The following is a 23613-nucleotide window of genomic DNA, read 5'->3' on the forward strand; positions in this document are numbered from 1 at the left end:
AAAAGGGTGTATCGAATTTTAGGAGCTAAACAGCCGTTTGGTCTGAAACAGGATTTGAGAAATAAAATCTGTTTCCCGGGGCGCGTTTACGCACGGCAATTCTATTTCTCCAGTTTTCTTTTCGGAGGCATCGATGCCCCAAGTCATTTGGGAGACGATGTGCCGTTTACGCGGCTTCATCGCATCAAACGCTCGCGTTTGATTGTCTAGAAACAAAAGATTGCGCTGCGTGCCAAGTCGAAATGTTTCGCTGGTCTTCCAGGTGTCGAGATCGAACGTCTTTCCGTCTCTACCAACGATGAGGGCTCGTAATCCGTCGGTGAGTAATTTTTGTGTCAAACTATTTGGCCCGCTTTCAAATGCATAGGCAGCTGGTTTAGTTCGTGGGATATCATCCCCCAAGCATTTGAGAAAAAGGTGTCGGGCTACCAAGAATCCATTTGTGCGAATGTGAGGATTGGGGAAGGCGGGAAAGTCTTCGTACGGCGACTGCGTTCGGCTCCAGTAAACATCAAATTCATGGTCTAAGTTCGAGCTGTGGGCCTGCGCTTGCCCGGTCGGCTTCCCAATCAACGCATCTTTGATTTTCTGGAACCGCGATCGCCTGCTCTTCCGAAAGAGGTCCTTGCCCACGATCGGAGCCCATTTGAGACGAAACTGCTTGTCAAAGACGACGCCTTGGCCGCTCAGCCAAGCGATTTTGGAGACGATTTGAAAGCCGTCTTTCAGGCTCTCGAACGAACCCGTTCCGCCCGCAATTCCAACCCCCGGCTTGGCTATGGCGTCGCTTAGAAAACGTAGCCAGTTCGGCTCAGCGATTTCGGTATGCGTGTTAAAGAAACAGAGCATGGGATGCAACAACACCTCGGCAGCATGTGCATATGCTGTGATATCGATGCCATCATCGGCTATGGAAAGGTACCTTGTTGTCTTGGGGAAGTTTCCTGTCACATGGCTCGGCGGTTGGCTGCCTTCGGCGCTTGATTTCCAGATAACCACGAGGTCGTGCGGTTGGCCGCTTGAGTTCTTTGCATAAGACTCCGCGAATCTTTCGATAGATGCCCTTGGTTCGGCTTCTCTCGCCAGATAGATGACCGCAGTTTGATGACCCATCGGACTTGTCTTGGGTTAGGATTTTTATCGGCGGTTTTTTACCGATTACAATTTAGCCGTACAAGGGTTGTGTGCTAAACATACACTAGTACTGATTTGGCGCTGTTCTAAGTGTAACAGATTGTGTGGGACTGGCCGGCGCCAGGGGGCTTGGGACAGTTGAGGATTTTAGCTAAAAGAGTTTTGGGTCCATCTGGTTGAGGCCCAGAGCAGACGTAGGGCTGCTCTGACCTCATCAGCGAAGGGTTCCAGACCCACTTCGGCTGTGGCTTGCGGTCTTCGAGAGCATCGAAGCCGTCTGCTCGTATAGCGATTGAGCTGGGCGTAGAAGGTCGTCTTGGGGATGCCGATCTTGTCGAGCTTTCGTCCGACGGGCAGATGCGCGGTTTTGGCAATGCGGTGATTTTGAACTTCGGTGTCCTCCCTATCCGCGATCACGCTTTTTTGCAGTGGGGGTAAGCGTGATCTCGGCCAAGACCTCCTCGGGCCAGGGAGGGGCGCGGAGCAACTTGCCCTCATCGGAGGTCGATATCGCTCGAATGCAGTGCCATAATTGATAACAAAAAGAGATTCGCGGTTCTTAACATGAAACGCGTGAAATCATAATTGTGAGCGCGCAGCTTCGCCCACTAAATTTATTCTTACTCTCTTCCTATCTAAATAAGTCGAGAGAATCGCATTTGTTTGGCTGAAGTTCTGGTCGGTGGAGGGAGTATGAGTCGAGCGGCGGTGGGTTATCTCGCAAGGGCGGCTGAAGGGCCAAGCCCGATCAGGGCTTTTTTAGATTCATACAATCGCTTTTCAAGCGGTTATCCGCATAAGCTCTACATCATTGCCAAAGTGAAAACCAGTACTGATCAACTTTCGTGGTTGGTCGACTTATTGCGGTCCGTTCCTCACCAACTCATCCCCTATGACGACGATATCGGTCGGGATATCGCGGCTTATCTCAGTTCATCCAAGCAGATGGATGGAGATCTTCTTTGCTTGTTCAACACATTCAGCCTCATCAATGGATCGGATTGGCTTGCAAAGCTTGTGGCCGCGTACGGCAATCCGAATGTCGGTCTTGTTGGAACTTCCGGCTCATACGAAAGCCTATGGACCGACAGCATCATTCTCAACCGTCTCGATGTTCTCATGAACGAGGCGGCGTTTGATCGAGAGTTGATCACGAATTGGGCCCCCCTTCATAAATCTGCGGGAAAGTTATTGCGCAGGAGGTACAAACGCTTTCTTCGATTTTTTCAGGACCGCTATTATAAACTCCCGTCAGTCAAGGAGAGGCTCGCCAAATTTCCGCCGCCGTATAAAGAGGGAAATCCTTTAGAAAAGTTATTTCCGCCGTTTCCAAATCCGCATGTTCGCTCGAACGGATTTCTCTGCTCTAAAAGCTATTTTCTGAGTTTTCCCGACCCCGAGCCGCCGACCTCCAAGATGGGGGGGCTCATGTTCGAGAGTGGATATGGTGGTTTGTCTCACAAAGCGCGGATGGAGGGAAAACGGCTTCTAGTGGTTGATCGACGTGGCCAAACGTATGATATCGAAGATTGGGTGCAGTCTGCGACATTTCGTTTTGCGACGGCTGAAAATCTGCTGGTCACCGATAATTCCACAGCCCACTTCTATGCGCTTGCGCAGCCGACGCGCGATATTTTCGGCCAACTCACCTACGGTGGACATTTGCTCGGCGTTGAACTCGATCCTAATTTCACAAAAATCGCCATCTGACGGCTGGAACCGCGAAAATAGGTCATGGACAAAGGCTAAGTTTTCCAGATCACTGAATTTAATAAATTTCAACTCGCTCACTATTCTCTGCAAATTGTTTCCTGGTGCTCTCAAATCAGCCATCTGGGCAGTGACCTTGACCCCCGAGTGCTCAGCCAGCGGCCCGCTGGGTCTTGCCCTGCGGTATGGCCGGGGGCATTCGCATCCCGAGTGTACGCTTCCGGCCGCCATGCTTGCGGACCACAAGCCGCTTCTCCCGCTAGATGGAGAAGAGTCTCTTGTGGTTCTCGGTGAAGCTCTCTGACCGCAGCAGGTGCAGACGCCGGTAGCCGAACCGCCGGCGTTAAGCCGCCAAGGCTTTAAGCGCATGCGCAGCACCGTCGTCACTTCGTCGCCGATAGCGATAAACCTTCGGCGCAAGCACGATCGGGGTCCACGCGCGGCGTTGCGAGAGGTTCTTCGATCGTTCACTCACGGCAAACGTCCTCGCGGCGAGCGTCAGAAGTTTTTTGTCAGCAGCTCTTTGAGGTTGGCATTGTCGAGCATTTGCTCGGCCAACAGGTTGTTCAGTTTGCGACTCTCATCCTCATGCAGCTGCTTGGCCTCCGAAACCTCGAGCCCGCGGTATTGCGACTTCAAGGCGTGGAACGTCGCAGAGGAGAGGCCATGCCGGCTTCCTGCTCACGCATGATGCAGATGATCCGCTCCTGCGAAAATCTGCCCTTACGCATCATCTGTCTCCTTCTCGGATCGATGAACTCTAGCTCAGATCGGACCCCCCTGCCGGGGGACAAGATCACTAGTTCCACGGCCTGCATCGGCTATCATCCGACGAAGCACGTCGACAAGCTGCTCGCCATGTTGACGGGGCACGACCGAGACGCGTCGCCCGAGCCTGCTGTCCCGATGGATCAAGGGGCCGACAGCCGTGAACCCTCCAACCCGCGACGGCCTTCATGCCCGTTGGTGCAGGTAGTCCACACGATCATGCCCGGTTGCCGGGTCGTCGGATAAACGTATCCGTCTGGTGAAGGGCGTCTTGGGCGAGGGTTAGGACACTGGTCTTGTCATGGCAGGAGTTGTTCCGCGGGAATGTCTGGACCTATATCCTCAGGGCAATACAATGTTATTGCTGAGGAAGTTGGAGGCGATCGTCGCCGATGTCTCCGGTAGTCGAAGGTCATCACACTGCGTGGCACCAGATCGTGTCCGGCAGGCCGATGCAGAACGGCGAGAGCTTCAACGGTAGGATGCGCGACGAACTTTCTGAGAGCGTTTTCTTCGGCCTCGATCATGCTCGCAGCATCATCGCGCCAGGGGTGGAGGACTACAACACCGAGAGGCCACACTACTTACTCTGCTAGCAGACCCCGCCGGCCTTCGCTGAGGTTCCTCAGCGCCCGCCGGTTCTCCGGTTGTCCAACCCACGCCGTACGTTGCAACAGAAACAGCCAAGCCTTTAATCGCGGGCAGGTCATAGGATTCAATCGTGCACCGCTTAATTTCGCGGCATCGCCTGTGTATGTGCGCGCCGCGAACAAAGCAGGTGTTAGACGCGCAGTGATTGTCCAAGCGACCAGTCTAGCGGGAGAAGTCGTGGATACCAGTTGAGCCAGAATCCACCGGTATCTTTTAATACGTAAAGTGGGTTGCCATCGCTGATTAATGTCGGTAGTTGGGTAGGCGAAGATGTTGCCCGCTATTACAACGATGGATGTTGTGAAGTAGGAAGGCAATCGATTTTCAAGATGCGACAGACTCTGGACTGGGAGGCAAAGATATTTTTGGCCTACGTAAAGGCAACGGCGGCTTCGCGTGGTGCGAGTTCGGGTCTGTAGCGCACGGGCGATAACGCGGTCCCAGTAACTTATCGGCAATGCAGGTTTAAGCGTGCTTTGGTTGTAGCCTTCGGCCTGCGAGTGCAGAAAGCCGCCGCGGCATAGCGACCCGAACAGAGCGGAATTATCTTGGGGACGCAGACTTTGTTGAGCGTAAGCCGCGACTGGCGGATACAAGGTCTCGGCGTCCCCGATGATCTTTAGCTTATCGGATGTGGAATACCTCATTCGTCGCTTGAGTATGCAAGCGGTTCCAAGAGCGACCTCGGCAATGACTTCCTTGAGTTAGCGAGCCTTAGTCCGAAGCGTCGTGATCTCGTCGGATGTTGACTTGCAGAAGTATCATCCGCGAGCCGCTTCCTGCCGACTTCGAGAAACTCTTTGGGCTGTCGATACGATTGGTTCTGGCGATACTCTCTTTGCGATAGATCTAGACAGACAAAATGCAGAAGGTTGTGTCGCAGCCCTGCGAGATCGACGAAGCCGGATAGTCATGAACAAATCTGATTGTATGGCACTGGAGTTCGACAGTAGGATGGGAATATTTCAGTGTATCTGGTAGTCAATAGGGCTCCGTATCAAGAACAGGGTGGCTGATTGCGATTTGCATTTTGAACAATTGTCGGCGTTTCAGAAGGCACACGAAGATTGCAGTTGAAGCCATTCTTCAAGGTGTTGCCATATAATGTAGTCGACATCTCAACCTTTCAAATAAAGTTTGAGTTTGAATGCTGACGTGGGAGCGGTTTGCTGTTTACAGGCTGACAATTGCAGCCTTCAAAAAAAAACATACGCTCAGAGGTGGGATCTCTTGCTCATGGTGAGGAAGCTCGAGCCAGCTAGCAAGTTTTGATGTGTGTCATATTTTTGCTTGCAACGGATGACGAGGGTTGCCGATAGATGTCTGCACGAGAGTTTCAAGATCGGCCGCGATTAATGCTAAAATTGCGGGCCCTTTGGCGTCATCCATTTAATTCTCAAAAACGCAAGCGATATCGCTTTAAATGTACGCGCGGCGGGGCTTGGTTGGAAAACCACGGTTGTCCCATAGCAGGTCCCTTAACTCGATCATCAGAATTTCCCTCGGGACTACCTGAAGAGAGTGCCGCCGGTCTTCTGCCGTGGGTAACGCTTCTTCGCTTCATCTTGGATGAAACACTGGCAAGCCAACCTGCATTGAACGTCTTAGTCCCAGGCCTCGCCAGAAAGAATCTTTCCGGAGGCCCCAATACAGCCATAATTCTTGCCTGTCAGTTGGCCCGCGCTGGCGCAAAAATTCGACTGATCTCAACACAAGCGCCAATTGATTCGGATGCCGAACTTTTCTGGAAACATGCTGCGCTTTTACATGGTCATGACCCACGATCCTATAACATAGAGCTTGTCGATGCGACGACACCCAATCAACCCGTCACGATTGGCTTCAACGATATCTTCCTTGCTACTGCTTGGTGGACCGCGCAGGCGGCGAAATATGCCGTTCTGCATCTTCGACACAAAAAATTTGTCTATCTTATTCAGGACTACGAACCGCTTCTGCACCAGGCATCTACTGAACAAGCGCTGGCGTCAGAAACATACGGACTCGATCACCTGCCGGTGATCAATACTACTCTTCTTCGTGACTATCTTATTGAGAACAGGATTGGTTTATTCGCGCAAGGAGAGTTCGCGGCGCGTGCCATAGCCTTCGAGCCTGCAATCGATCGGCAGCTTTTCCATCCGGACAAGAGTGCAGCGCCACCGAACGGAAAAAAACGCTTGTTAATGTACGCGCGGCCCAACACGGCTCGTCGCAATTTATTTGAACTCGGTGTTGCTTCCTTGCGCGTGGCCGTGACTAAGGGGTTAATGAGCCCCGACGAATGGGATTTTCTTGGAATGGGCGAAGCCTTTGACCCAGTGCCGCTAGGCCTGGGGGCCACGCTGGAGCCTTTACCGTGGCAAGGCTTGGCCGGATACGCCAAACAAATGAGGGAGAGTGATCTCTTGCTCTCTCTTATGATGTCTCCTCATCCGAGTTACCCGCCGCTTGAGATGGCGTCATGCGGCCGTCAGGTCGTCACGACAACGTTTGGTTCTAAAACTGCCAATCGACTGAAGGAGATCTCCCCAAATATAATAGCTGTTGAGCCAACCCTTGAAGGGCTCTGTGATGCCCTTGAACTCGCTCTCAAACGCAAACCCTCGAACGGGGCGATCGCATTCCCTCAATCTTGGGACGAGAGTTTTGCGCACGTGACGCCCACGTTGTTTCAAGCGCTTCTCCAACTCCAAGGATCCCCTCATTTCGAGCCTCAGCTGGAAGCAGGGATAGACGCGAGCAAAATTTTTCCCGGCTTCCGGAGCTGGGTCTCTGATGACTACGGCATGTATCGACGCGAGATGCTGAAAGAGCGCTCGGCGCTCTACGCCGAAGCAGACCCTTCTCTTCTCAGTCTAATTACGCCCGTCTGGAATACTCCCGCTCGCTATCTCCGGGAATTGGCAGAAACGGTGTTCGCACAAGACTGTGGGCTAGGCTTCGAGTGGCTCATTCTCGATAATGGCTCGCAAAATACGGATACACTCGATTGCTTGCAGAAAATTGCAAATCACCAAGCGGTTCGTCTCATTCGAGTGGAGCAAAACATTGGGATTGTGCCAGCACTTCGCCGACTGCTGGAAGAAGCGAAGAACCGTTACGTCGTGCCACTAGATAGCGACGATCTTCTGACACCCGATTGCCTTAGGATCATTACATCTGCTCTGAAAGCCAATAATTATCCCGCCGCAGCTTATTCTGACGAAGATAAGATACTTGGTGAACATAATCGGGACCCTTACTGCAAACCCGATTGGGACCCAGTATTATTTATTAACTCGTGTTATATTGCGCATGTCTGCGCTATCGACCGACATGTCGCGGTCAACTTAGGGTGCTATACAAACCGTAATTGCGAGGGTTCTTCAGACTGGGATAGCTTCACTCGATTGTTCCTTGCTGGTCATGAACCTGTTCATATACCCGAAATCATCTACACGTGGCGCATGCATCCGCGATCCACGGCGCTCAATATTCAGAGCAAAAACTATATTCATGACTCGCAGAAAAGCGTCTTGGAGACATTTGTTCGTGGGCGTGGCTTGGAATCTGAATATAAGATCGATTTTTCACCATTGTTTGACGAAACGCCCGACTGGCGCCTCGTCAGAACCAACGACGTTGCAAAACCAATCACTACCTTACTAGTGGGTCGCCAATCGCTCAAACTCCCACAATCAAGCTTTGTTGGACACGTAGTCAAAGCGCTCGGAAATGCGAACTTGGCTTCGTTAATGGACCATGCAGCAGCGTTGGCACAGGAAGGGCGACTGCTGCATTTGCTCGACTGCGAATGCAAAATCGAGGACGACAGTTGGTCAGACGAAGCAATGGCTATGTTCGAGCTCTTCCCCGATGCAGTAATGGTTGGGGGCCGCATTTCATTGAATGGGGTCATTACTGCTGCGGATAGCTATTTTGGGTTCGATGGGATATGCGGTTCGCCCAATATCGGCAGATCCGTCAATGACCCTGGCTATTTTGCGCAGCTCCTTAAGCCGCACACCGCTAATGCCGTGCCTATCGAACACTGTGTAATCAAGCCATCTTTCCTTCTTGAATGCTTGCCCAACCTCGCTCGAGCTGGCGTGACTCTGGAAGCGCTACCTAAGTGGCTAGGCGCTGCGGCACGGAAGCAAAACAAGCGATGCATCTACTCTCCATTCTTCCATGCATCGTCTCAAAAGAAGCCAGGTTCTGTTTCTCTTGTCGAAACCGCGGCGTTTCAATTGGCTCATGCCGACCTTCTTCCCGAAACGTCGCTGCTCTCATCGCGACTAGGGCTAACCCGGGCCTCAGCATATCAACCGACTTGCCGCGTAGAACGCTCGGGGCAAGAAAAAAACCTGCACCAATTGCCCAGCCTCAGTTATCCGGATAAGCACGCCGCAGAGCTAATGGCACGGCAGGCGATTGCTTCCCCCTTGCGGTCTCGGGAGCAGGCAGATATTTCGATCCTCACTACCGTCTATATAAAGACCGATGCTGAGCTGTTGCGTAAAACCGCGGCCACTTTGCTTACCCAAACTCAGCCGTTTCGTGAGTGGATTCTCCTGGCTCACGGGCCTATTCAACCGGCCGTCGCAGAGTTTTTGGAAAAACTCTCGGAGGATAGGCGTGTCCGCGTCCTGAAAAAGGAAAATAACCTAGGTATCATAGGTGGCATGCGCCAATGCCTCGTTGAAGCGTGTGGCAGATATTGCATGCCAATTGACGCAGACGATCTTGTCACGGTTGATGCTATAGAAATAACTTGGGCGGCATTTATGGGCGTCGAACAGCCCGAATTTGTGTATTCAGACGAAGACATCCTCTACGAAGGCACTCTAACTTCGCCGATCCGGCGTACGTCATTCGACCCAATTCTAAATGATACAGATTCGACGATTTGGCATCTGTGCGCATTCTCTCGCCGTCGCGCATTGGAGCTGGGAGTGTATACCGACCGTAAAGCAGAATATTGCCACGACTGGGATACTGCACACCGCTTCGCGTCCAATCCGACAAGGATCCTGCACATCCCGCATGTTCTCTACCATTGGCGGCACCATCGGGCGTCATCGAGCAACAGCGGAGATCTGAATGAAGGGTCTTTGAACTCAGTACGCGAGATCTTGTCTGTCATCCGAAAGAAACAGGTTAAGCCGGAACGATATTTTGTAGACTATTATCCAGCAAATCGTGGGGTAGAACAGCTCTCTTTGCGCCGAGTGAAGACTGACCCCCAGACCATCTGCTTAATTTATCTTACGACGTCGAATTCGTCAGAGAGCACAGATCCGACGCTCCCAATTTCATTTCCGTTATCGGAGCGCCACCGGGTACACTTAGATGTCGATGGGCGGATACCAGTCGCAACTTTAGAACGTGTGCTCTCGGCGTCAAACTCTGAACTTTTCGTTTTACTTCACGAACGTTTCCAACCGAGCCATGAGGAAGGCGCTTGGGAGGCAATGCAGATCTTTGAATTGCATGAAGATGTAGCGGCAGTTTCGGGGAGGTTGCTCAACCGAAGAGGGGTTGTGATTGGTTGTTGCGATACTGCGGCAAGGGAAAATTCGGAAGATGAATGGCTCGGTCGCGATCGAACCTACGCCGGTTCGCAAGCTTTAGCTCTCAAATGCCACGCCGCCCGAACTGTCGTTTCGGAATTTGCATTCCTCAAGAGAGATTTGCTGAAGGAGACGATCAAAAATTTAAGGGGCTCCCTCGCTCTCAATAGGCTGGGTGCAGCTCTTGCTCGCACGGCATCCGATCAGAAGCGACTACTCGCTTACTCGCCTCTGTGCGAAGCTATCGAGCGGGATATCACTGCTGAATCAAAAGAAGATGTTTGAGCATCGTGTTGGCAACAATGAGCGAGAAGTTGTCTGAATCCTTACCTAGCTACTGCGTAGTCGTAGTCTCGAGAATACTCGATTGGATACATAGGCCTTGGCACGTCTCGCGGTGCTCGTTGCGGTACGCCGCAGGTTGGATTCCCCTCTTAGCCTTTCGCACTCTTCGCTCAGTCCTTTGCACATCTGCGTCATTTCTGCGAGTTTGATGCCCAATCTTTGTACCTCTCGTTTCAACGCCATTCGATCTAGTGTCGCAAAGTCTGGCAAATCGGCACTCGCGCTGAAAGCCGAATGAAGCTTGTCACCCCCTTCCGTCCCTATGCGCACAAGTTTGCTATCAAGCACCGGTTGTACTCGGCCAAGAAACTCATCCAAACTGATTTTGGTCTGGATGATATCTCCGAGTGCACGATAAAGATATTCAGGTTCAGAGACAAACCGCGGAAATGCAAGGAACTTTATTGGAACCTCGTTTCTCGCCAAAGGCTCGATCAATTTATAAAATGAGTGCGCGAGAACTCGTGCTTGATCCAGGGGTTCCAAGGAATGCACCATTCCCCCAGGTGCAACGCCCCAATCCGCCCAAGGAGTCTCCAACAATAAATCTGGAGACCCGTGTTTATACCGATGCTGCAATTCCAATACGACGCGACTAGCGGTAGCATCAGCAAGGTTACGTATCGGGATCAAAACAGCATCCAGCTTTATTTCTGGGCGCTGCAATATCTCTTCTATAAACTGGTAACTCCAGGGCGATTTGAGTACGTACGGCTGATTTTCTGCCGAGAGCGGAAGACTTTCGAGGCCAGCGTTTGCATCTGGATCCCAAAATATTGCGCCATGCTTGTTTGATATTTCTGTCTCGAAGCCACAGGCATCAAAAATGCGCACTAGCAAGCTCGTTCCAGCTCGTCCAGTACCTGCAATCAATAAGTGATTTCGCAATTCCGCTATCCTCCCCGCGAGACACGAAGTTAGGCTAATGCATAGCCTCCTCAGTACGCGAAAAACTGAGGCGATAGCGTAACCTCGAGACGATCAATATCCGTCGCCTACTGCGGGCAGGTCTACTGCCTCGAAGCCCTTCATCCACATCTTAGATGACACTATTAGCTATCGGGTGTGGTTTTAGCATCCGATTACCACCGACTGGGCTCCCGAAGGGGAGTGCGGGGCCTGCCTATCATCACTGTGCCGAAGTATAAGTTAGAACCCGGCCGTCGTCGGCTAGCTGTCCGGCGTGAGGGTTTTGGAACAGAGGATTTTAGCTAAGAGAGTTTTGGGCCCATCTGGTTGAAGCTCAGAGCAGACGTGGGGCTGCTCTGGGTCGGCGTCGTCCAATCCTAAGGCTGCAAGGCGAGATTGAGCGTCGGGGTGACGTTGGGGGCGCTCATCAAAGAGCAAAGCTTCCACGCCACGTTGCAAGAAGTCGTCGAGCACCGTCGAGAGAAGCCCAACCAGGAACCTTGAGTTAAGCAAAATCGGGATACCAGATCACTTTTTTTAGTAGGGGGTTCTCAAGCGTGATCTCGGCCAAACTTCATCGAGCTTAGGCGTCTCGGCTGGGGGCATCGCTCAGAAACTCTATTCCCGATGCTCGAAGGACTTCCTTGAAGCCAGCAAGAAGCGGCTTGCTGGCGATACGGCGCGCGAGGCGCCCTCCGATGAGTCAAGATGCACCCTTGCGGCAGGGTTCGGCGATGCAGTTCCGCGCCCCGCAGGCTTCCAAGGACGATGCAATCTTCTCCTCGGCCGAGGAACTGTCGCCGGTGGCTGCCAAATATTTTCTGACGGTCTGTTCCGCGCTCTGCGGAGCTTGCTGTTTCCCGTGCTGTTTCATCGTGTTCCTCTCTGGGGTTATGATGAGCCGCAAATTCCCTCTTATGCAATCGGCTGGATCCCAGTCCAGAGAAGAGCCGGAATTATAAAGCGTAGCTGGTTTGTCGCCATCTGGCAGGCAGAATGGTAACGAAATGCGCCATCAATATCTTAAGTGCTTAAGCAGTTCTGTCATTTTGGACATCCGTATTTCCAACTGAACGTGGAATGGTCCAATCTACGGTAGCAATCGGCTTAAACCATCAGGAGACACTTGGTTTCGATGCGCGACTCTTGAACGGTTGAATATTTCGGACGGTGTGCGACCGGACGGACGCTGAATCGCTCGATCTACGTCTTGCCCGTTTGGGTTTCGACTTCCGGCGAAGGCCGAGCCTGAGCGCGGGCGTTCAATCGATAGTTCGCGATGTCGTTGCCTGCGATATGGCAAATTCCCAAAACTCTCAGGAAAGAAGGAATAACGCCACCGTCGCGACGAGAAACTTCGTCATAATCGATGATCGTGAGATCTCCGAACTCCTGGCGGAACGGATCCAGACGGGTATCAAAATCGATCAGCCATGTATTAGGTTCCACATACGCAAAGGACTGATCGTCAATAACCGGTGGCGCCGGAATATTTTTCATCTCCGCCGCATAGCTTGCGAGCCATTCAGCGGGAGCACGTTTGTATGCAATGACTGACACATCATCGAGCCCGATGAGATCGCGAAGACGGCGGAATTCGTCAGGGAAGCGAAGATATGAAAGTCCCTCGGCTGAGAACAGAATTGTATCTGTCACGGCCTCCGCCTTAAATGTATTTATTTCTGAGATGACCGCATCGCGGTATGCTTTCGAGACAGGTTGGCCCATCATCAACTTGAACGGCGTCAAACGATCGTCGCGAATGGACAAAGTGTGAAGCTCGACGTGATTTTGAGGGATGTGACGGCCCCGAAAAAAGGAGATGCCGGCGGCCGTCAATGTCTGCCGGTGATCTTGGAGATACTGCTGTATTGAAGTTGTCCCGGTCTTGTGAATGCCGATGTGCAGGATTGCGCGCATGGCCGTGCTGTCTCTCCTATTTCTCCTCGAATTTTAACGTGAATGCCAGGATGATCGCCTTCCGAAAAAAAACTGCTATCTTATAGACCTCTTTTCGCGGCTAAGCGAATAAACACCCAGCATCACTTGAGGATAACCAGTGATCAACGCATCAGCTAACTTCGAGGCGCTCACGCGTGTCTTGGATAAGATTTCGAGCCGGATGGCAATCGCGCGCTCGGCACTGGTTGGTGGCGGTCCCTCATTGAATGCCCTGTGAACCAGCCCAAAGCAATTTGTTCGCGTTTCTATCTGAAACCGGCACCGTGGCGGCCAAACTCAAGAGGGCAGGAGGTTCCGCATGCTTGTGGTGCTCGACGAATTCGCGTAAGTCTGCCAGACGATCGTCGTTGCTCGATGGCTCAGATCTGGCGACATCCTCCACTACCTTGCCGATCTCCTCGTCAGGCATGGTCCGGCGGAATACATCCGCTCTGACAACACCCACGTCAGGTACTTTGTAGGAGCCTACCCTGCGGTCGTGGCCCGCCCACGCGTTTGCTGGCAGCAGCCACCGTTCCGCAGTTAAATTTCTAACTCCACAGTAAGAACAGGGCAACCGTCCTTGGCCTACCGCGTTTAAGGACGAATACGACTGGCTGCGCAATTTCCGAGGTGACCTATGGCCGACATCGTCATCGTCAATCCGCGCTTCAATACATCGTTTTGGGGCATGGAGCATTGCATGGCGATGCTCGGCAAGCGAGCCAATCTGCCGGTTGCGTGCCTGCCTCTGCTTGCGGCACTAGTCCCACGACACCATCAAGTCACGATCATTGACGAGAACGTTGAAGAGCTCGATTTTGAGCGTTTGGAACAAGCGGACATGGTGTGCATCACCGGGATGTCCGTCCAGGGCGCGCGTGTTCGCGAGATCCTGGAGGAGCTTAACACCCGCAATATCTTCACAGTCGTCGGTGGACCCATGGCAACGGTCGAGCCGGAAGAGCTTGAGGAGCTCGCTGATGTTATTTTCGTCGGCGAGGCGGATGTGACATGGCCGCAATTCATCAAGGAGTGGGAATCCGGCCGGCATGCATGTCGCTACGAGCAGCTTGAGAAAACGGACATGACCTCGCTCCCGCTGCCGCGCCTCGACCTGCTGAAATCGCAGCACTACATGTTCGGCAGTATGCAGATTTCTCGTGGTTGCCCATTCACATGCGAGTTTTGCGATATCATCGTTACATTCGGGCGCAAGCCTCGTCTCAAGGGAGCTGAGCAGGTGCTTGCGGAACTGGATGCCTATTATCGCGCGGGCATTAAGATCGTCTTCGTTGTTGACGACAACCTCATCGGCAATAAAAAGGCCATCAAACCGATGTTGCGCGAGATTGCCGAGTGGCAGGAAGCACATTCCTATGCGCTCACGCTCTTCACGGAAGCTTCGCTCGATCTGGCCGAAGACGAAGAGCTGATGTGCCTGATGGGCCGCGCAGGTTTCCAAAGCGTCTTCATTGGTATTGAAAGTCCAGATGAAGCTTCGCTGAAAGAGACAAAAAAAATGCAGAATGTCCGCGAGCGTGCCGGCACGCTTGTCGAGCGCGTCAGACGCATTCAGGATCATGGGCTAGATGTCTGGTGCGGAATGATCGTCGGGTTCGACAACGATAAACCGCAGGCTTTCGAGGTTTTGCCCGGCTTTTTGGCGGACGCGCGCATCGCGAATGCCCTTATTGGACTCCTTCACGCGATTCCAACGACACCACTCTTCGAGCGATTGAAATCGGAAGGCCGGTTGAATGACGATGCCGGCAGTGATGCGTTTGGCACCAATGTCATTCCATTGGGAATGTCGCCGGCCATGCTGCGTGACGGGTTGGTGCGCGTGACCGAGCAGTCCTATTCGGCGAATGCCTACTTCGAGCGCCTCGACAAGTTGTTCGTCGAAGGCGGCTTCAAGTTTGCGGTTCACCAATTGCCCTATTGGCGAACCAATCGCTTGGCTTGGTTGTGGAGTTGCGTTCAAAATTACATCATGTTCGCCGTTCTAGCGGTCCGTCTGGTTCACCAGGTCGAAGATGCCACTATTGCACGCCGTTATCGAACACAATTGCTTCGTGTCTTTAGGAGGCGAACGCTCGAGCCGCAGCTCCTGTTTACGTATGCGATTAAAACGGCCATGCATCATCATTATGCGACGATCACAAAAAGTCTTGTAGAGTCCGATGGTGGGCCGGTGCCGGAATCGGTACGTTCGTTCTCTCGCGCTGGGTCGCGGCGTCAAGGGCCGCAGCAGCCCTTAGCGATCAATCGCGTCGCATGAACCTTGAGAGATCGGCTCTTCGAAAAGAGCGTGTATGCTAACGCCCAGAATGTCTGATTTCTTTGGTGGATCGGATGCGGGGGCTATCGTGAAGGAAACCGCTGACGAGAGATTCGGCCAGATCTCATCACGGCATCTGCTAACCCAATAGTGGGGACGGGGTAGGCCAGCGCATCGTAGAGGTCCATGAGCAAAGATTCGCTTCAGCGGGTACAAGCCGCCTTTCAGCGCGTCAAGTTCTTTCCGGAAATATCAAAGACGAGTTTGTTGCTCTGCGTGCTTTGCGCAATCTCGTTCCCCGAGGCGATCCATGAGATTGAGCGCTTACGCGCGAACCAGATTCACAAGGCAGCCACAAAACGGACATAAGCCGCGATCCCTAGCAGGATGATATCCCTAGGACTCCTGGACGCTTGCCGCATAATCCTCTAAGGGCGCTTGCGAACCACTTTCAAGGCCAAGGGAGACGCGACACGAAAACGTTGTTCGCGATGGCAGAGTGACATTGATCAGACTAAAGAAGCAGGGAAAGGCATGCCAAACCGAGATTGTGCCTTGAGTGCTTCAATTATGCCCTGTATCTGACATCAGATTTCCTACTAATAATCTTTCATTCACGACGAACATTCGTTTGCCTGCGGCGGCTGGGCAAACGTGCAACGTCAATGACGATCGTCCTATTCTGAATTCGTGACGCCCAAAGAAATCTGCGGCGTCTTGGTTTCCTGTCGCCGTAAGTGTGAAAAATGATCGATCAACGCAAAAGAAATATAGAAATCGATCAAGCCATCGGAAATCGCATTCGCGCGATCCGCATATCCAACGGAAAAACGCAAGACGACCTTGCGAACGCCGCGGACATGACGCTTGCGGACTATTCGCGAAGCGAAGCGGGCGAGCGCCGGTTTAATGCGGTTGAGCTTTTTGCCATTTCGCAAGCCCTTGGCGTCGGGCTTGCTGACATCGTCTCAGCGCTTGAACGCTAGTGCGCTAAGGATTTATGGCGCACGGACAAGGCGTCTATTGCCTCCGCAGTCTGAGAGATCAATAGAGAAAGCCGATCTCGCTGCATTTGGTTGCGTTTTTCCCACGCAACGTCCAGAGCCTTCATTAATGTGTCGAGAACTGAAAGGAGCGACGTCAAAACCTCGTCCTTTTCCTTTTGCGCAATTATCTGCCCCATAACGCCACTCAACTCCCCGCATTGGCGCATGCCAAAATTCAATTCACTTGACTATTCAGGTCCATGAAAACGAATTTCGTGACAAACTCATTTCACTCCCCGTTAAGCATAGTCCAATTGGCCAGTTCCGACTAGACCATCTGTGATTTTATTTCCGAACTGACGCAACCAAAATTTGCCTCAGAAGTATTGTTATCTTATCGGAATCTGGACGATGGGGGATGATATGAACACGACGCACGTCGATCGATTAGTGGGCAATCGCCTCAAATATATTCGCACTAATCACAATCTTTCAGTCAGCGAACTGGCTCTGTCGGCCATGTTATCCGTTGACGAGTACAAAAGCTCCGAAGCGGGGGCTCGCAGATTTCGTGCGGCAGAGCTGTTTCGAATTGCTAAGAAGCTCAATGTCAGCATGGCGGACATTCTAACGGTCCTCGACCGTTCGTCGAGTGCGGTCGTCGATGAGAACCGCTAACGCTTTCAAAAGCGCTTTCTTCCGCTCGTACATTTCGCCGTCGCTGCGCTCTTGCGCATTTGCGAGACTTTCCAGCAGCGCATCGAATGCGTCGAATAGGGGTTGATTGGCCTTCTCGCGTTCGTCGCGGCGTCGGTCATCCATCGGCACGGGCTCATCAGACATAACTCCAGAAGGGCTACGCGATATATCGGCAACCGTTCCCGCTCCGGACAATCGCGAAAAACTTATCCCCGCTGTCCGCACTCGTGAGAGAATGTTCGCGACGCCTTTGTGGGAGGATAGCATTTGCCCAGTAATCCTTTGAGACTGCTAGAGATATGCGAGGAATTGGCCGCCTTCTCTAGCCATGAGCATGCATTCTTAGATGTCGAGTTGCGGTTGGCCGTCGCCAGAAAACTTATCGCCCATAAAAGAAGAATTGACTGCACGTTGAAGCTGCTCGGCGCGCTTGATGAGCCGATGCGCGTCCACGGGCTTTCCCCTCGCCGTTCATAAAGTGATTAACTGAAGATCGCGCTGAGGATGTCGGCCCTTGGACATCTCACCGCAACCGCAACTCTGAGCGGGAGCAATTTTGCGACCGACTCGTACTGCGTCGTTGATTTGGATCAATGTCGTTGCGATATTGTCGGGCTCGTCAGCACTCTTTGAGGAGAAGACCATTGTGAGTTGGAGAAGCGCCGAGCTCACCCCGGTCCTAGCTCCCTCGATTTGCAGCCAAATTTTCAGTACGGCGTGTGCGATAGGAAAAAGGTATTCAGGACCTATTACGATCATTTGGATTTTGCTGGCCGCAAACGGAAGCATGGCCGTCAGTGCGTCGAGTATTTTTTTTAAAGCGGTCCGAATGGTCTCGTCTATTCCAATCGCCGCGGAATGAGAGGGTACCGCTTCAATTATAAGCGCATCAATGCTGCCGAACCTTTTTCCTATTTTTTTGAAATATTCCCTTTGCGTCTGAGGAGTATTTCCCGGTGCTTTAAGACAGCAGACGTTCGCGCATCCGCGGTAGAGGCTTTTGTCAATTGATAAGCGGTCGCTTGTGGACGCAATAACAAGCTGCCCGCTATCCTTCGAGACGAGTCCGGCGATGCCCAATGCGTAAGGGCTCACGGGATCATACATTGCCACAACATGCTTGGATTGATGTGCTGTCATCCTGGCGCCCGCTACTGCTGATTGCGCCGAGGCTATACAGCCATTGCGATAAACTCAATATGTAAACAATCTTTGCGTGTGGATTGGTGCTGCGCAATGTTAATGGAGAAGCCAAGCCAGACCTAGACCCACAGCGGCGAATGCTGTCCCTATACGGTCTTGGATCAATCGGCGGTCGTCCGCCGTAGTAGGGGATTGCTCGTAGCCTGATGGCATCCGGTCTTCAGCCTCTGGCCTTCCGCTTCCAGCTACTTTGCGATCCGTTCGACCGCGTCTTTGACCTCGCCGCCGAAAGGGGGATGGTTACTCCTCGTCCTTCGTTCACGAGATCCACGAATGCCGTCAAAACGAAGCTATCATGCCGTTCCCCAAATCCTATCCCCGACACCAGAATGTCTTTCCCCGCCATCAGAGTGCCCCGATTTATGGGAGTTGCGGACCCAGGCGCGATTTCTTTCTGCAGCATCGTCACAAACTGAGGTAATTGGTTCGTTCCAAGAATGGTCAGGGCCGTTTGACGCTTCGGGTATTTTGATGGGAAGCGCCTGCCGTACTGGCGGCGGCGATCGATGAGGCGCTTTACCGCCATAAGCTTTCGGTCGCGAAGAATTTTCTTTTCGTAAGCGCGTGTGAGCGCTTTCTGCAAGCCGACATCGTCCGATTCCCTATCTCAATCGCGACGCTAATCGGGATCTGTCCGGCTTCCACCGGGGGCGGCAGCCATAGTCGGTTGAATGCTCATATCCTGAGGGAATTATCTAACTCCCATGCATTGCTTTTTTCACAGAGAGGCAAAGACAATTCGCTGCGACCGGCTTCATCCGGCAACGGATCGCGGTTCGACAGAATCACCGTTCTGTTCACTGCGGCAGTTGTAAGCGTGCGCCGCACTGCGGCTCTCCGAGCCGGTGCAAGGTCGGGTGAACCAATGCAAGCTGCTGCTCATTCCCTGATTTTGGTGGCTGGTTTTCGGAGCGGTGGTTCATTGAACTCTTCTTCCGTGTCAGGATTGAAAACTTGACTGGGCGACGGCTTGTTCTGTTGATGCGATAGTGCCCAGTATTTGGCCGCATGTTCCAGCGGATTTGAAATTTCTTGGCTATGCCAATAGGCCGGTTCATCGCCGCTTCTGTGCAATTGATCGTGGTGGGTAACGCAAAGCGGCACCGTAAACTCATCAGAGACTTTCAGTGACATCGCTCGCGATTGAGCAAAGCGCAAGTGATGCGCCTGCGCTGGGCGTCGACCGCAGATCAGACAAGGCTGGCTTGCCACAAATGCCAGGTGCTGGCGATCGCGGATCCGCTTTTCTTTTGGCAGAAGAAAGGAGCGGGGAGGACGCCCATCTGAGATTGGATGTCTCTCATCGGCGACCGGACTCGATTGAAGCTTGTCTGTCGTTAGGCGGCGGGCCCGATCTTTCAGGGTGCTAATAATTCTCTGATTAAGCTCGCCTCCATGAGGATCGGCAGCGAGCACTTTCATCGTGGCGGCATTAAGGGCCCACAAGGTATACAGATCGTCTATGGTGGCCACTTCCTCAGCTTGGCGAAGCACTTCCTGGCTGAAGGCTAGTGGATCAGTAAAGCTGCACTCTTTGCCGCTCAGGCTGACGACGATGAGTTCGGGCTTGGTGCCTTTTCGCCAACGCTTCTTGCTTCTCGTGACGTGCGTTTGCTCAGGATCGTAGAGTGCCAGCCCAAAGGCATTGCCGAAAGTCGCCAGAGCCCGTTTCGTCGCATCTGTTTCGGCCGACTTGATCGCCACATCGTGGGCGATTTCCGGCTGCGCTGATCGTCCGAGCCCGGTTCCAAAACCATCGCGGATCGTCACGGTATCGCCGCTCCTGACTGTGACGCGGACGCGAGTCGAATAAAGACAAACGGTTTGTCCGGATCGCTGGAGCGTCCAGTGACAGTGCGGAGCAAGCGTCTGGCGATCCCACTGTGCGAAGCCAAAGATACGATTGGCTTCGGCAATGACATGCCATCCTTCGAGATAGGAAAGGCGTTCGCCGTCCATGGCTCGTGTTTTCACGTGACGCCGTTTCAATTTTGCCTTGAGAAGCCGTGTTTGTTCGTCGCTAAATGTCATGTTGAATTACTCGCTACGCAGATTATTTAATCCTACCTTCCATTGATATGTGTGATCGTCAGTTGTTCGGCTGACCAACATATTGCTGCCTGTACTCTCGCTTTTTACACGACGCTGCATTGGCAGTGCCGAACTCGCCTCGGATCTTCGCGCGCCGCTAGTCGGCTTCTGGGGAAAGGGCCCTCAGAAGGGCCTCTTCCTTGCCCGAGAGACTGTATTGAGATCGCCTACTGCGCACCGCGCCGTGGGCCAAAACGACTTTTTCCAGGCGCCTGTACTGTTCATCGGACAAATATAAGACCAGAGGTCTTGTGCCAGCGGGTTGCAGGGCAAGATTTCTTGCGAGGTCTTTTGCCGTCATTTGTTCCGCAAGCTCGAGCAGTTCGTCCTTATTTGAGAAAGAGATGTAGTCGCTCAGGATTACGAGCTTGGGCCATCCCAGTGTGAGCAGCCGTTCTTCGTCCAATTCCAGTTCTTTGAAGGTGCGAGCTATCCGCGCCATGTAAGCAGCGTCGCGACGCTCTATTCCTAGGAGCTTAGCAACGAGAGGAAGTTGCTGGGGATGTTCGTCCTCGATCTGGCGAAGAGACTGGGCGACATCAATCAGGCCGGATCCGGCGAGAGTGGCCATCAGGTCGGTTTCAATTTCAGTTTTGTTGCTCACGATTGTGCACTCTTTGAAGGTTATGGGTGCAGATGATCGTAGAGCTTTGGCGGCCTAAGTCATTGAAAAAGCGAATATTTACTGTAGAAATTATGGTGTCTCGCTATGGGGTGCCGGGTCTGTTGTCCTGCAAGACTGCATCAGTCTCTTCATCCTCGTAACTTCTTCTCGACCGAGCTTTCTAACCTGAAAGGGTTCTGCTTGCGCCAACGGTTGGGGTTCATGCTCCGGCGGCGGCAATTGCGCCACGACTTGCGATGCTTCAAACGCGTTGAAGCGCGCTGATGGTTTCAGTCTCTGCCGGGCTTTTTGCGGTGGGCTTGATCCCGCTCGCCGCTATCGGGTTGCGATACTCGCTCTAAATGTTTCGTCGCCGAGTTGTAAGGTTTTGCCCAGAAGGTCCTGTCAGGTGCTCAGGGGGCAACGTGCTTTTCATCCAGGTTAGATGCGCCTTGCATGCGGTGCGGTTTGTTGATGTGTTGATTTAGCTCATCTTTGATGTTTGTCGAGGTTGCGCTTCAGCCAGCTTTTGAGCATGCGTCGACAACGACAACGACAACGACAACGACAACGACAACGACAACGACAACGACAACGACAACGACAACGACAACGACAACAGGGCGATCGGAAACAACGAACGCGGCGCTGCCGGCGATGTCGACGAGGTTCTTCCTTTGCGTAAGGAAGCAGGGACGGGGATATAGAGCAGGCCGCGGGAGCCCGCTCCACTATCAGTTTCCTAAAGCGAGGCGCCTACTCTGGTGTCTTATATGCGGTTATCGGTGTTAGGATTGTACCCTTCGAAGGGTCGAGATCGGTCCGCGATGCTTCATCTTGTTCCCTCGCACTCAGTTGTGGCGGTGGCGCATCTTGCGGGGCGCGTGGTGCAGGTTCGTCATAGCAAATGCGTGTGTCCGAACCTAATGGCTGTGAGAACTGATAGCCGATTTGTCCGCGCTTAAATCCTTCGCGGTGCTGCCAGTCTGCGAGTTCTTCAAGCTCCTTGTTGTTCTTCCGGACTTCTTCCGACAAGTCAGCCTCGTATTGCGAAAGTTTTTTCAATCCATCGGTTCGCAATATCATTTCGAGAAGGTCTGTGAACCACTGTCTTCTCTCCGGATCAACCGAAGTGTTCACGTCGGCTACTTCTTCGAGCGAGGCAAAGAATTGATCCTTAAATCGGTGCATTCTTTCCAAGCCGTATCTTAATTGCGTCGCACGTCTCACCATGTCGAAATGCAGAGGGAGATATGGCTCGTGCCTCTCTATCATCTCATCGTGGAATTGGTCGTAATGTTTGAGGCTGCGCCGCGGTGCCGTTGAATTGTTTTGACGGAAATCCGTCTTCAGAATTGCGATCGCTGTTTCCTTATCTGTCCGCTTCGTTCGGCGCGACCTAGCGTGTTGCCCTTGCCGGCTTGCTTTGTAGGATTTGCGTTTTTGAGGTGATGCCATCAGCTACTTCCTTTGCGAATCTGCTGTCTAGCTTCACATATTCGCAAGATGCTCACCGTCGCGGCAGGCCCTTATGTGGTTAAAATGGAAAGCCGTATCAAGCACCCGTCTGCGCCGGGCGAAGACGGCAATGATGGCTATTAACCTTAACGTGGAGATCGCTTCGCTAAACCCGCAGTCGTTTGTGAGCCAGTGGCGAGATGCCCTCGATTCACAGAGCCAGTCGGGCAAGCGCGATGAATAGAGGTGATGAATAAAGATGGAGGCCGTAGGGGTATTTTGGATGTCCAGTTCGAAAAGATACTTGGTTGAAATTGTTGTGTGCCGAAAAGCATTTAGCTCAATTTTCATAGCCAAATAAAGATGTCTCTTTGGATGTCCAATAGGGACAATTGGTCATGAATTTGGCTATGAAATTAGCCCTTGGAGACATACCAAGGACCGGACAGCTCGGTTCTTGCAGCGCCAGCGTGCTCGCCTTCGTCGTCGACGCTATCGGCGCGGGGCGATACGGCAGGGCACCCGCTGGATGATACCGGCTTCTTTTTCCTCTTAGAGCTTAGCCGTGCCGAGCCAAGCGTCTTGAGGCCGGCACGCTCAAGCTCTAGCCTTGGCTTCGATCTTGATTTTTTTGGTGAGGGGCAGGTCGTCATGTCTGTCGATACATCGGGCGATTATCTGAGCCGTGTCGAGCGTGCCTACCAGGGCGAAGTCTACGGCGAGGCGCTCTATCGCGGCATTGCGGAGGCTCTCGATGATCCGGAGCGGGCGGAAAAATGGCGGGTGCTAGCCGAGCTTGAGGTCGTGATCAAGGCCCGCATGCGCGATCTGGTGGCGAAGCTCGGCGGGGATACGGCCGAGAGCGAGGTCTTCCGGCAGAAGGGCGTCAATAATGTGCAGAAGTACGTCAGCCTGCACTGGACCGACTTCATGGCGCTTTACAGCAAGGAACTGGTGCCGGTCATCGCTCGCTATGGCGAGCTTGAGCAGCTGTGCGCTCCCGAAGATGCCAAGACCTTACGATTTCTGACCGAGCACGAGGTCGTTACGAAAGCCTTTTGTGACCTCGAGCTCGCAGGGCAGCCGGACATTTCGATTGCGCCAACAGTGGCCCTTATCGCGGCGATGCGGGCAGCATAATCCGCATGGGCGATATGTAGCCGGTTCAATGCGTTAGGTAGTCCTCGGACCTTTGACCAAGGCAGCCGTTGTGACATGTCGTAATTAGCAAAATTCGCGTCTTCCCTGGAAGGCCGATATTCGGCGCGGTCGTCT

General features: G+C 52.9%; 17 protein-coding genes and 1 pseudogene. 8 read left to right on the plus strand and 10 right to left on the minus strand.

What is annotated here, in order from left to right; all coding sequences use genetic code 11:
• Window positions 1-18: 18 nt before the first annotated feature.
• Window positions 19-1113, minus strand: coding sequence for a hypothetical protein (locus HYPMC_RS08390; protein ID WP_013947459.1), 1095 nt, complete (start codon window positions 1111-1113; stop codon window positions 19-21).
• Window positions 1114-1797: 684 nt separating this feature from the next.
• On the opposite strand from HYPMC_RS08390, the gene HYPMC_RS08395 reads away from it, so the two are divergent.
• Window positions 1798-2844 (plus strand): hypothetical protein, encoded by a 1047-nt coding sequence (locus HYPMC_RS08395; protein WP_157135418.1) that lies wholly within the window; start codon window positions 1798-1800, stop codon window positions 2842-2844.
• Window positions 2845-3187: 343 nt separating this feature from the next.
• Here HYPMC_RS08395 and HYPMC_RS24875 read toward each other — a convergent pair whose 3' ends face one another.
• On the minus strand, window positions 3188-3319 hold the full coding sequence (locus tag HYPMC_RS24875; protein ID WP_256380116.1) for a hypothetical protein: 132 nt from the start codon (window positions 3317-3319) through the stop codon (window positions 3188-3190).
• A gap of 706 nt (window positions 3320-4025) precedes the next feature.
• On the opposite strand from HYPMC_RS24875, the pseudogene HYPMC_RS25030 reads away from it, so the two are divergent.
• Window positions 4026-4324: pseudogene (locus HYPMC_RS25030) on the plus strand (transposase); the annotation flags it as partial.
• Window positions 4325-5582: 1258 nt separating this feature from the next.
• Complete coding sequence (locus tag HYPMC_RS08410; protein ID WP_013947466.1) at window positions 5583-10103, plus strand: glycosyltransferase; 4521 nt, start codon at window positions 5583-5585, stop codon at window positions 10101-10103.
• 45 nt (window positions 10104-10148) lie between these two features.
• On the opposite strand, the gene HYPMC_RS23665 is transcribed toward HYPMC_RS08410, so the two are convergent.
• Window positions 10149-10997 (minus strand): hypothetical protein, encoded by an 849-nt coding sequence (locus HYPMC_RS23665; RefSeq protein ID WP_157135419.1) that lies wholly within the window; start codon window positions 10995-10997, stop codon window positions 10149-10151.
• 773 nt (window positions 10998-11770) lie between these two features.
• Here HYPMC_RS23665 and HYPMC_RS08425 point away from each other — a divergent pair.
• Complete coding sequence (locus HYPMC_RS08425; RefSeq protein ID WP_041299914.1) at window positions 11771-12034, plus strand: hypothetical protein; 264 nt, start codon at window positions 11771-11773, stop codon at window positions 12032-12034.
• Between the two features lie 241 nt (window positions 12035-12275).
• On the opposite strand, the gene HYPMC_RS08430 is transcribed toward HYPMC_RS08425, so the two are convergent.
• A complete protein-coding gene (locus tag HYPMC_RS08430; RefSeq protein WP_013947468.1) occupies window positions 12276-12992 on the minus strand; it encodes a hypothetical protein in 717 nt (238 codons plus the stop codon).
• A gap of 661 nt (window positions 12993-13653) precedes the next feature.
• Here HYPMC_RS08430 and HYPMC_RS08440 point away from each other — a divergent pair.
• The 3 genes from HYPMC_RS08440 (at window position 13654) to HYPMC_RS24880 (ending at window position 16961) form a co-directional block, all read left to right on the plus strand.
• The gene (locus tag HYPMC_RS08440; RefSeq protein ID WP_013947470.1) at window positions 13654-15297 is read left to right on the plus strand and encodes a B12-binding domain-containing radical SAM protein; all 1644 of its coding nucleotides are present in this window, start codon (window positions 13654-13656) and stop codon (window positions 15295-15297) included.
• Between the two features lie 746 nt (window positions 15298-16043).
• The gene (locus HYPMC_RS08450) at window positions 16044-16283 is read left to right on the plus strand and encodes a helix-turn-helix domain-containing protein (RefSeq protein ID WP_013947471.1); all 240 of its coding nucleotides are present in this window, start codon (window positions 16044-16046) and stop codon (window positions 16281-16283) included.
• A gap of 423 nt (window positions 16284-16706) precedes the next feature.
• On the plus strand, window positions 16707-16961 hold the full coding sequence (locus HYPMC_RS24880; RefSeq protein ID WP_013947473.1) for a helix-turn-helix domain-containing protein: 255 nt from the start codon (window positions 16707-16709) through the stop codon (window positions 16959-16961).
• Here HYPMC_RS24880 and HYPMC_RS24680 read toward each other — a convergent pair.
• The 6 genes from HYPMC_RS24680 to HYPMC_RS24185 all read right to left on the minus strand — a co-directional run bounded on the left by HYPMC_RS24680 (window position 16911) and on the right by HYPMC_RS24185 (window position 22338).
• A complete protein-coding gene (locus HYPMC_RS24680) occupies window positions 16911-17105 on the minus strand; it encodes a hypothetical protein (protein WP_244421083.1) in 195 nt (64 codons plus the stop codon). The genes HYPMC_RS24880 and HYPMC_RS24680 overlap by 51 nt on opposite strands.
• A gap of 348 nt (window positions 17106-17453) precedes the next feature.
• The gene (locus tag HYPMC_RS08465; protein WP_013947475.1) at window positions 17454-18122 is read right to left on the minus strand and encodes a hypothetical protein; all 669 of its coding nucleotides are present in this window, start codon (window positions 18120-18122) and stop codon (window positions 17454-17456) included.
• Window positions 18123-18345: 223 nt separating this feature from the next.
• A complete protein-coding gene (locus tag HYPMC_RS08470; RefSeq protein ID WP_013947476.1) occupies window positions 18346-18768 on the minus strand; it encodes a hypothetical protein in 423 nt (140 codons plus the stop codon).
• A 296-nt stretch (window positions 18769-19064) separates the two neighbouring features.
• The gene (locus HYPMC_RS08475) at window positions 19065-20216 is read right to left on the minus strand and encodes an RAD52 family DNA repair protein (protein WP_013947477.1); all 1152 of its coding nucleotides are present in this window, start codon (window positions 20214-20216) and stop codon (window positions 19065-19067) included.
• A 157-nt stretch (window positions 20217-20373) separates the two neighbouring features.
• Complete coding sequence (locus HYPMC_RS08480) at window positions 20374-20880, minus strand: hypothetical protein (RefSeq protein WP_013947478.1); 507 nt, start codon at window positions 20878-20880, stop codon at window positions 20374-20376.
• A gap of 756 nt (window positions 20881-21636) precedes the next feature.
• Entirely contained in the window at window positions 21637-22338 is a 702-nt protein-coding gene (locus tag HYPMC_RS24185) for a hypothetical protein (RefSeq protein WP_013947479.1), read from the minus strand.
• A 651-nt stretch (window positions 22339-22989) separates the two neighbouring features.
• Here HYPMC_RS24185 and HYPMC_RS08495 point away from each other — a divergent pair.
• Window positions 22990-23478 carry a hypothetical protein gene (locus tag HYPMC_RS08495; protein ID WP_013947481.1) on the plus strand — a complete coding sequence of 163 codons (489 nt, stop codon included), beginning with the start codon at window positions 22990-22992 and terminating at the stop codon, window positions 23476-23478.
• Window positions 23479-23613: the final 135 nt, after the last annotated feature.

It is taken from the genome of Hyphomicrobium sp. MC1, from assembly GCF_000253295.1.
In the GTDB taxonomy this organism is placed as follows: domain Bacteria; phylum Pseudomonadota; class Alphaproteobacteria; order Rhizobiales; family Hyphomicrobiaceae; genus Hyphomicrobium_B.

Bases quoted from the DNA above. Each gene is read 5' to 3' on its own strand.
- HYPMC_RS08390 (WP_013947459.1), bottom strand. From the start codon at position 1,113: ATGGGTCATCAAACTGCGGTCATCTATCTGGCGAGAGAAGCCGAACCA.
- HYPMC_RS08410 (WP_013947466.1), top strand. From the start codon at position 5,583: ATGTCTGCACGAGAGTTTCAAGATCGGCCGCGATTAATGCTAAAATTG.
- HYPMC_RS08425 (WP_041299914.1), top strand. From the start codon at position 11,771: ATGAGTCAAGATGCACCCTTGCGGCAGGGTTCGGCGATGCAGTTCCGC.
- HYPMC_RS08430 (WP_013947468.1), bottom strand. From the start codon at position 12,992: ATGCGCGCAATCCTGCACATCGGCATTCACAAGACCGGGACAACTTCA.
- HYPMC_RS08440 (WP_013947470.1), top strand. From the start codon at position 13,654: ATGGCCGACATCGTCATCGTCAATCCGCGCTTCAATACATCGTTTTGG.
- HYPMC_RS08450 (WP_013947471.1), top strand. From the start codon at position 16,044: ATGATCGATCAACGCAAAAGAAATATAGAAATCGATCAAGCCATCGGA.
- HYPMC_RS24880 (WP_013947473.1), top strand. From the start codon at position 16,707: ATGAACACGACGCACGTCGATCGATTAGTGGGCAATCGCCTCAAATAT.
- HYPMC_RS24680 (WP_244421083.1), bottom strand. From the start codon at position 17,105: ATGGATGACCGACGCCGCGACGAACGCGAGAAGGCCAATCAACCCCTA.
- HYPMC_RS08465 (WP_013947475.1), bottom strand. From the start codon at position 18,122: ATGACAGCACATCAATCCAAGCATGTTGTGGCAATGTATGATCCCGTG.
- HYPMC_RS08475 (WP_013947477.1), bottom strand. From the start codon at position 20,216: ATGACATTTAGCGACGAACAAACACGGCTTCTCAAGGCAAAATTGAAA.
- HYPMC_RS24185 (WP_013947479.1), bottom strand. From the start codon at position 22,338: ATGGCATCACCTCAAAAACGCAAATCCTACAAAGCAAGCCGGCAAGGG.
- HYPMC_RS08495 (WP_013947481.1), top strand. From the start codon at position 22,990: ATGTCTGTCGATACATCGGGCGATTATCTGAGCCGTGTCGAGCGTGCC.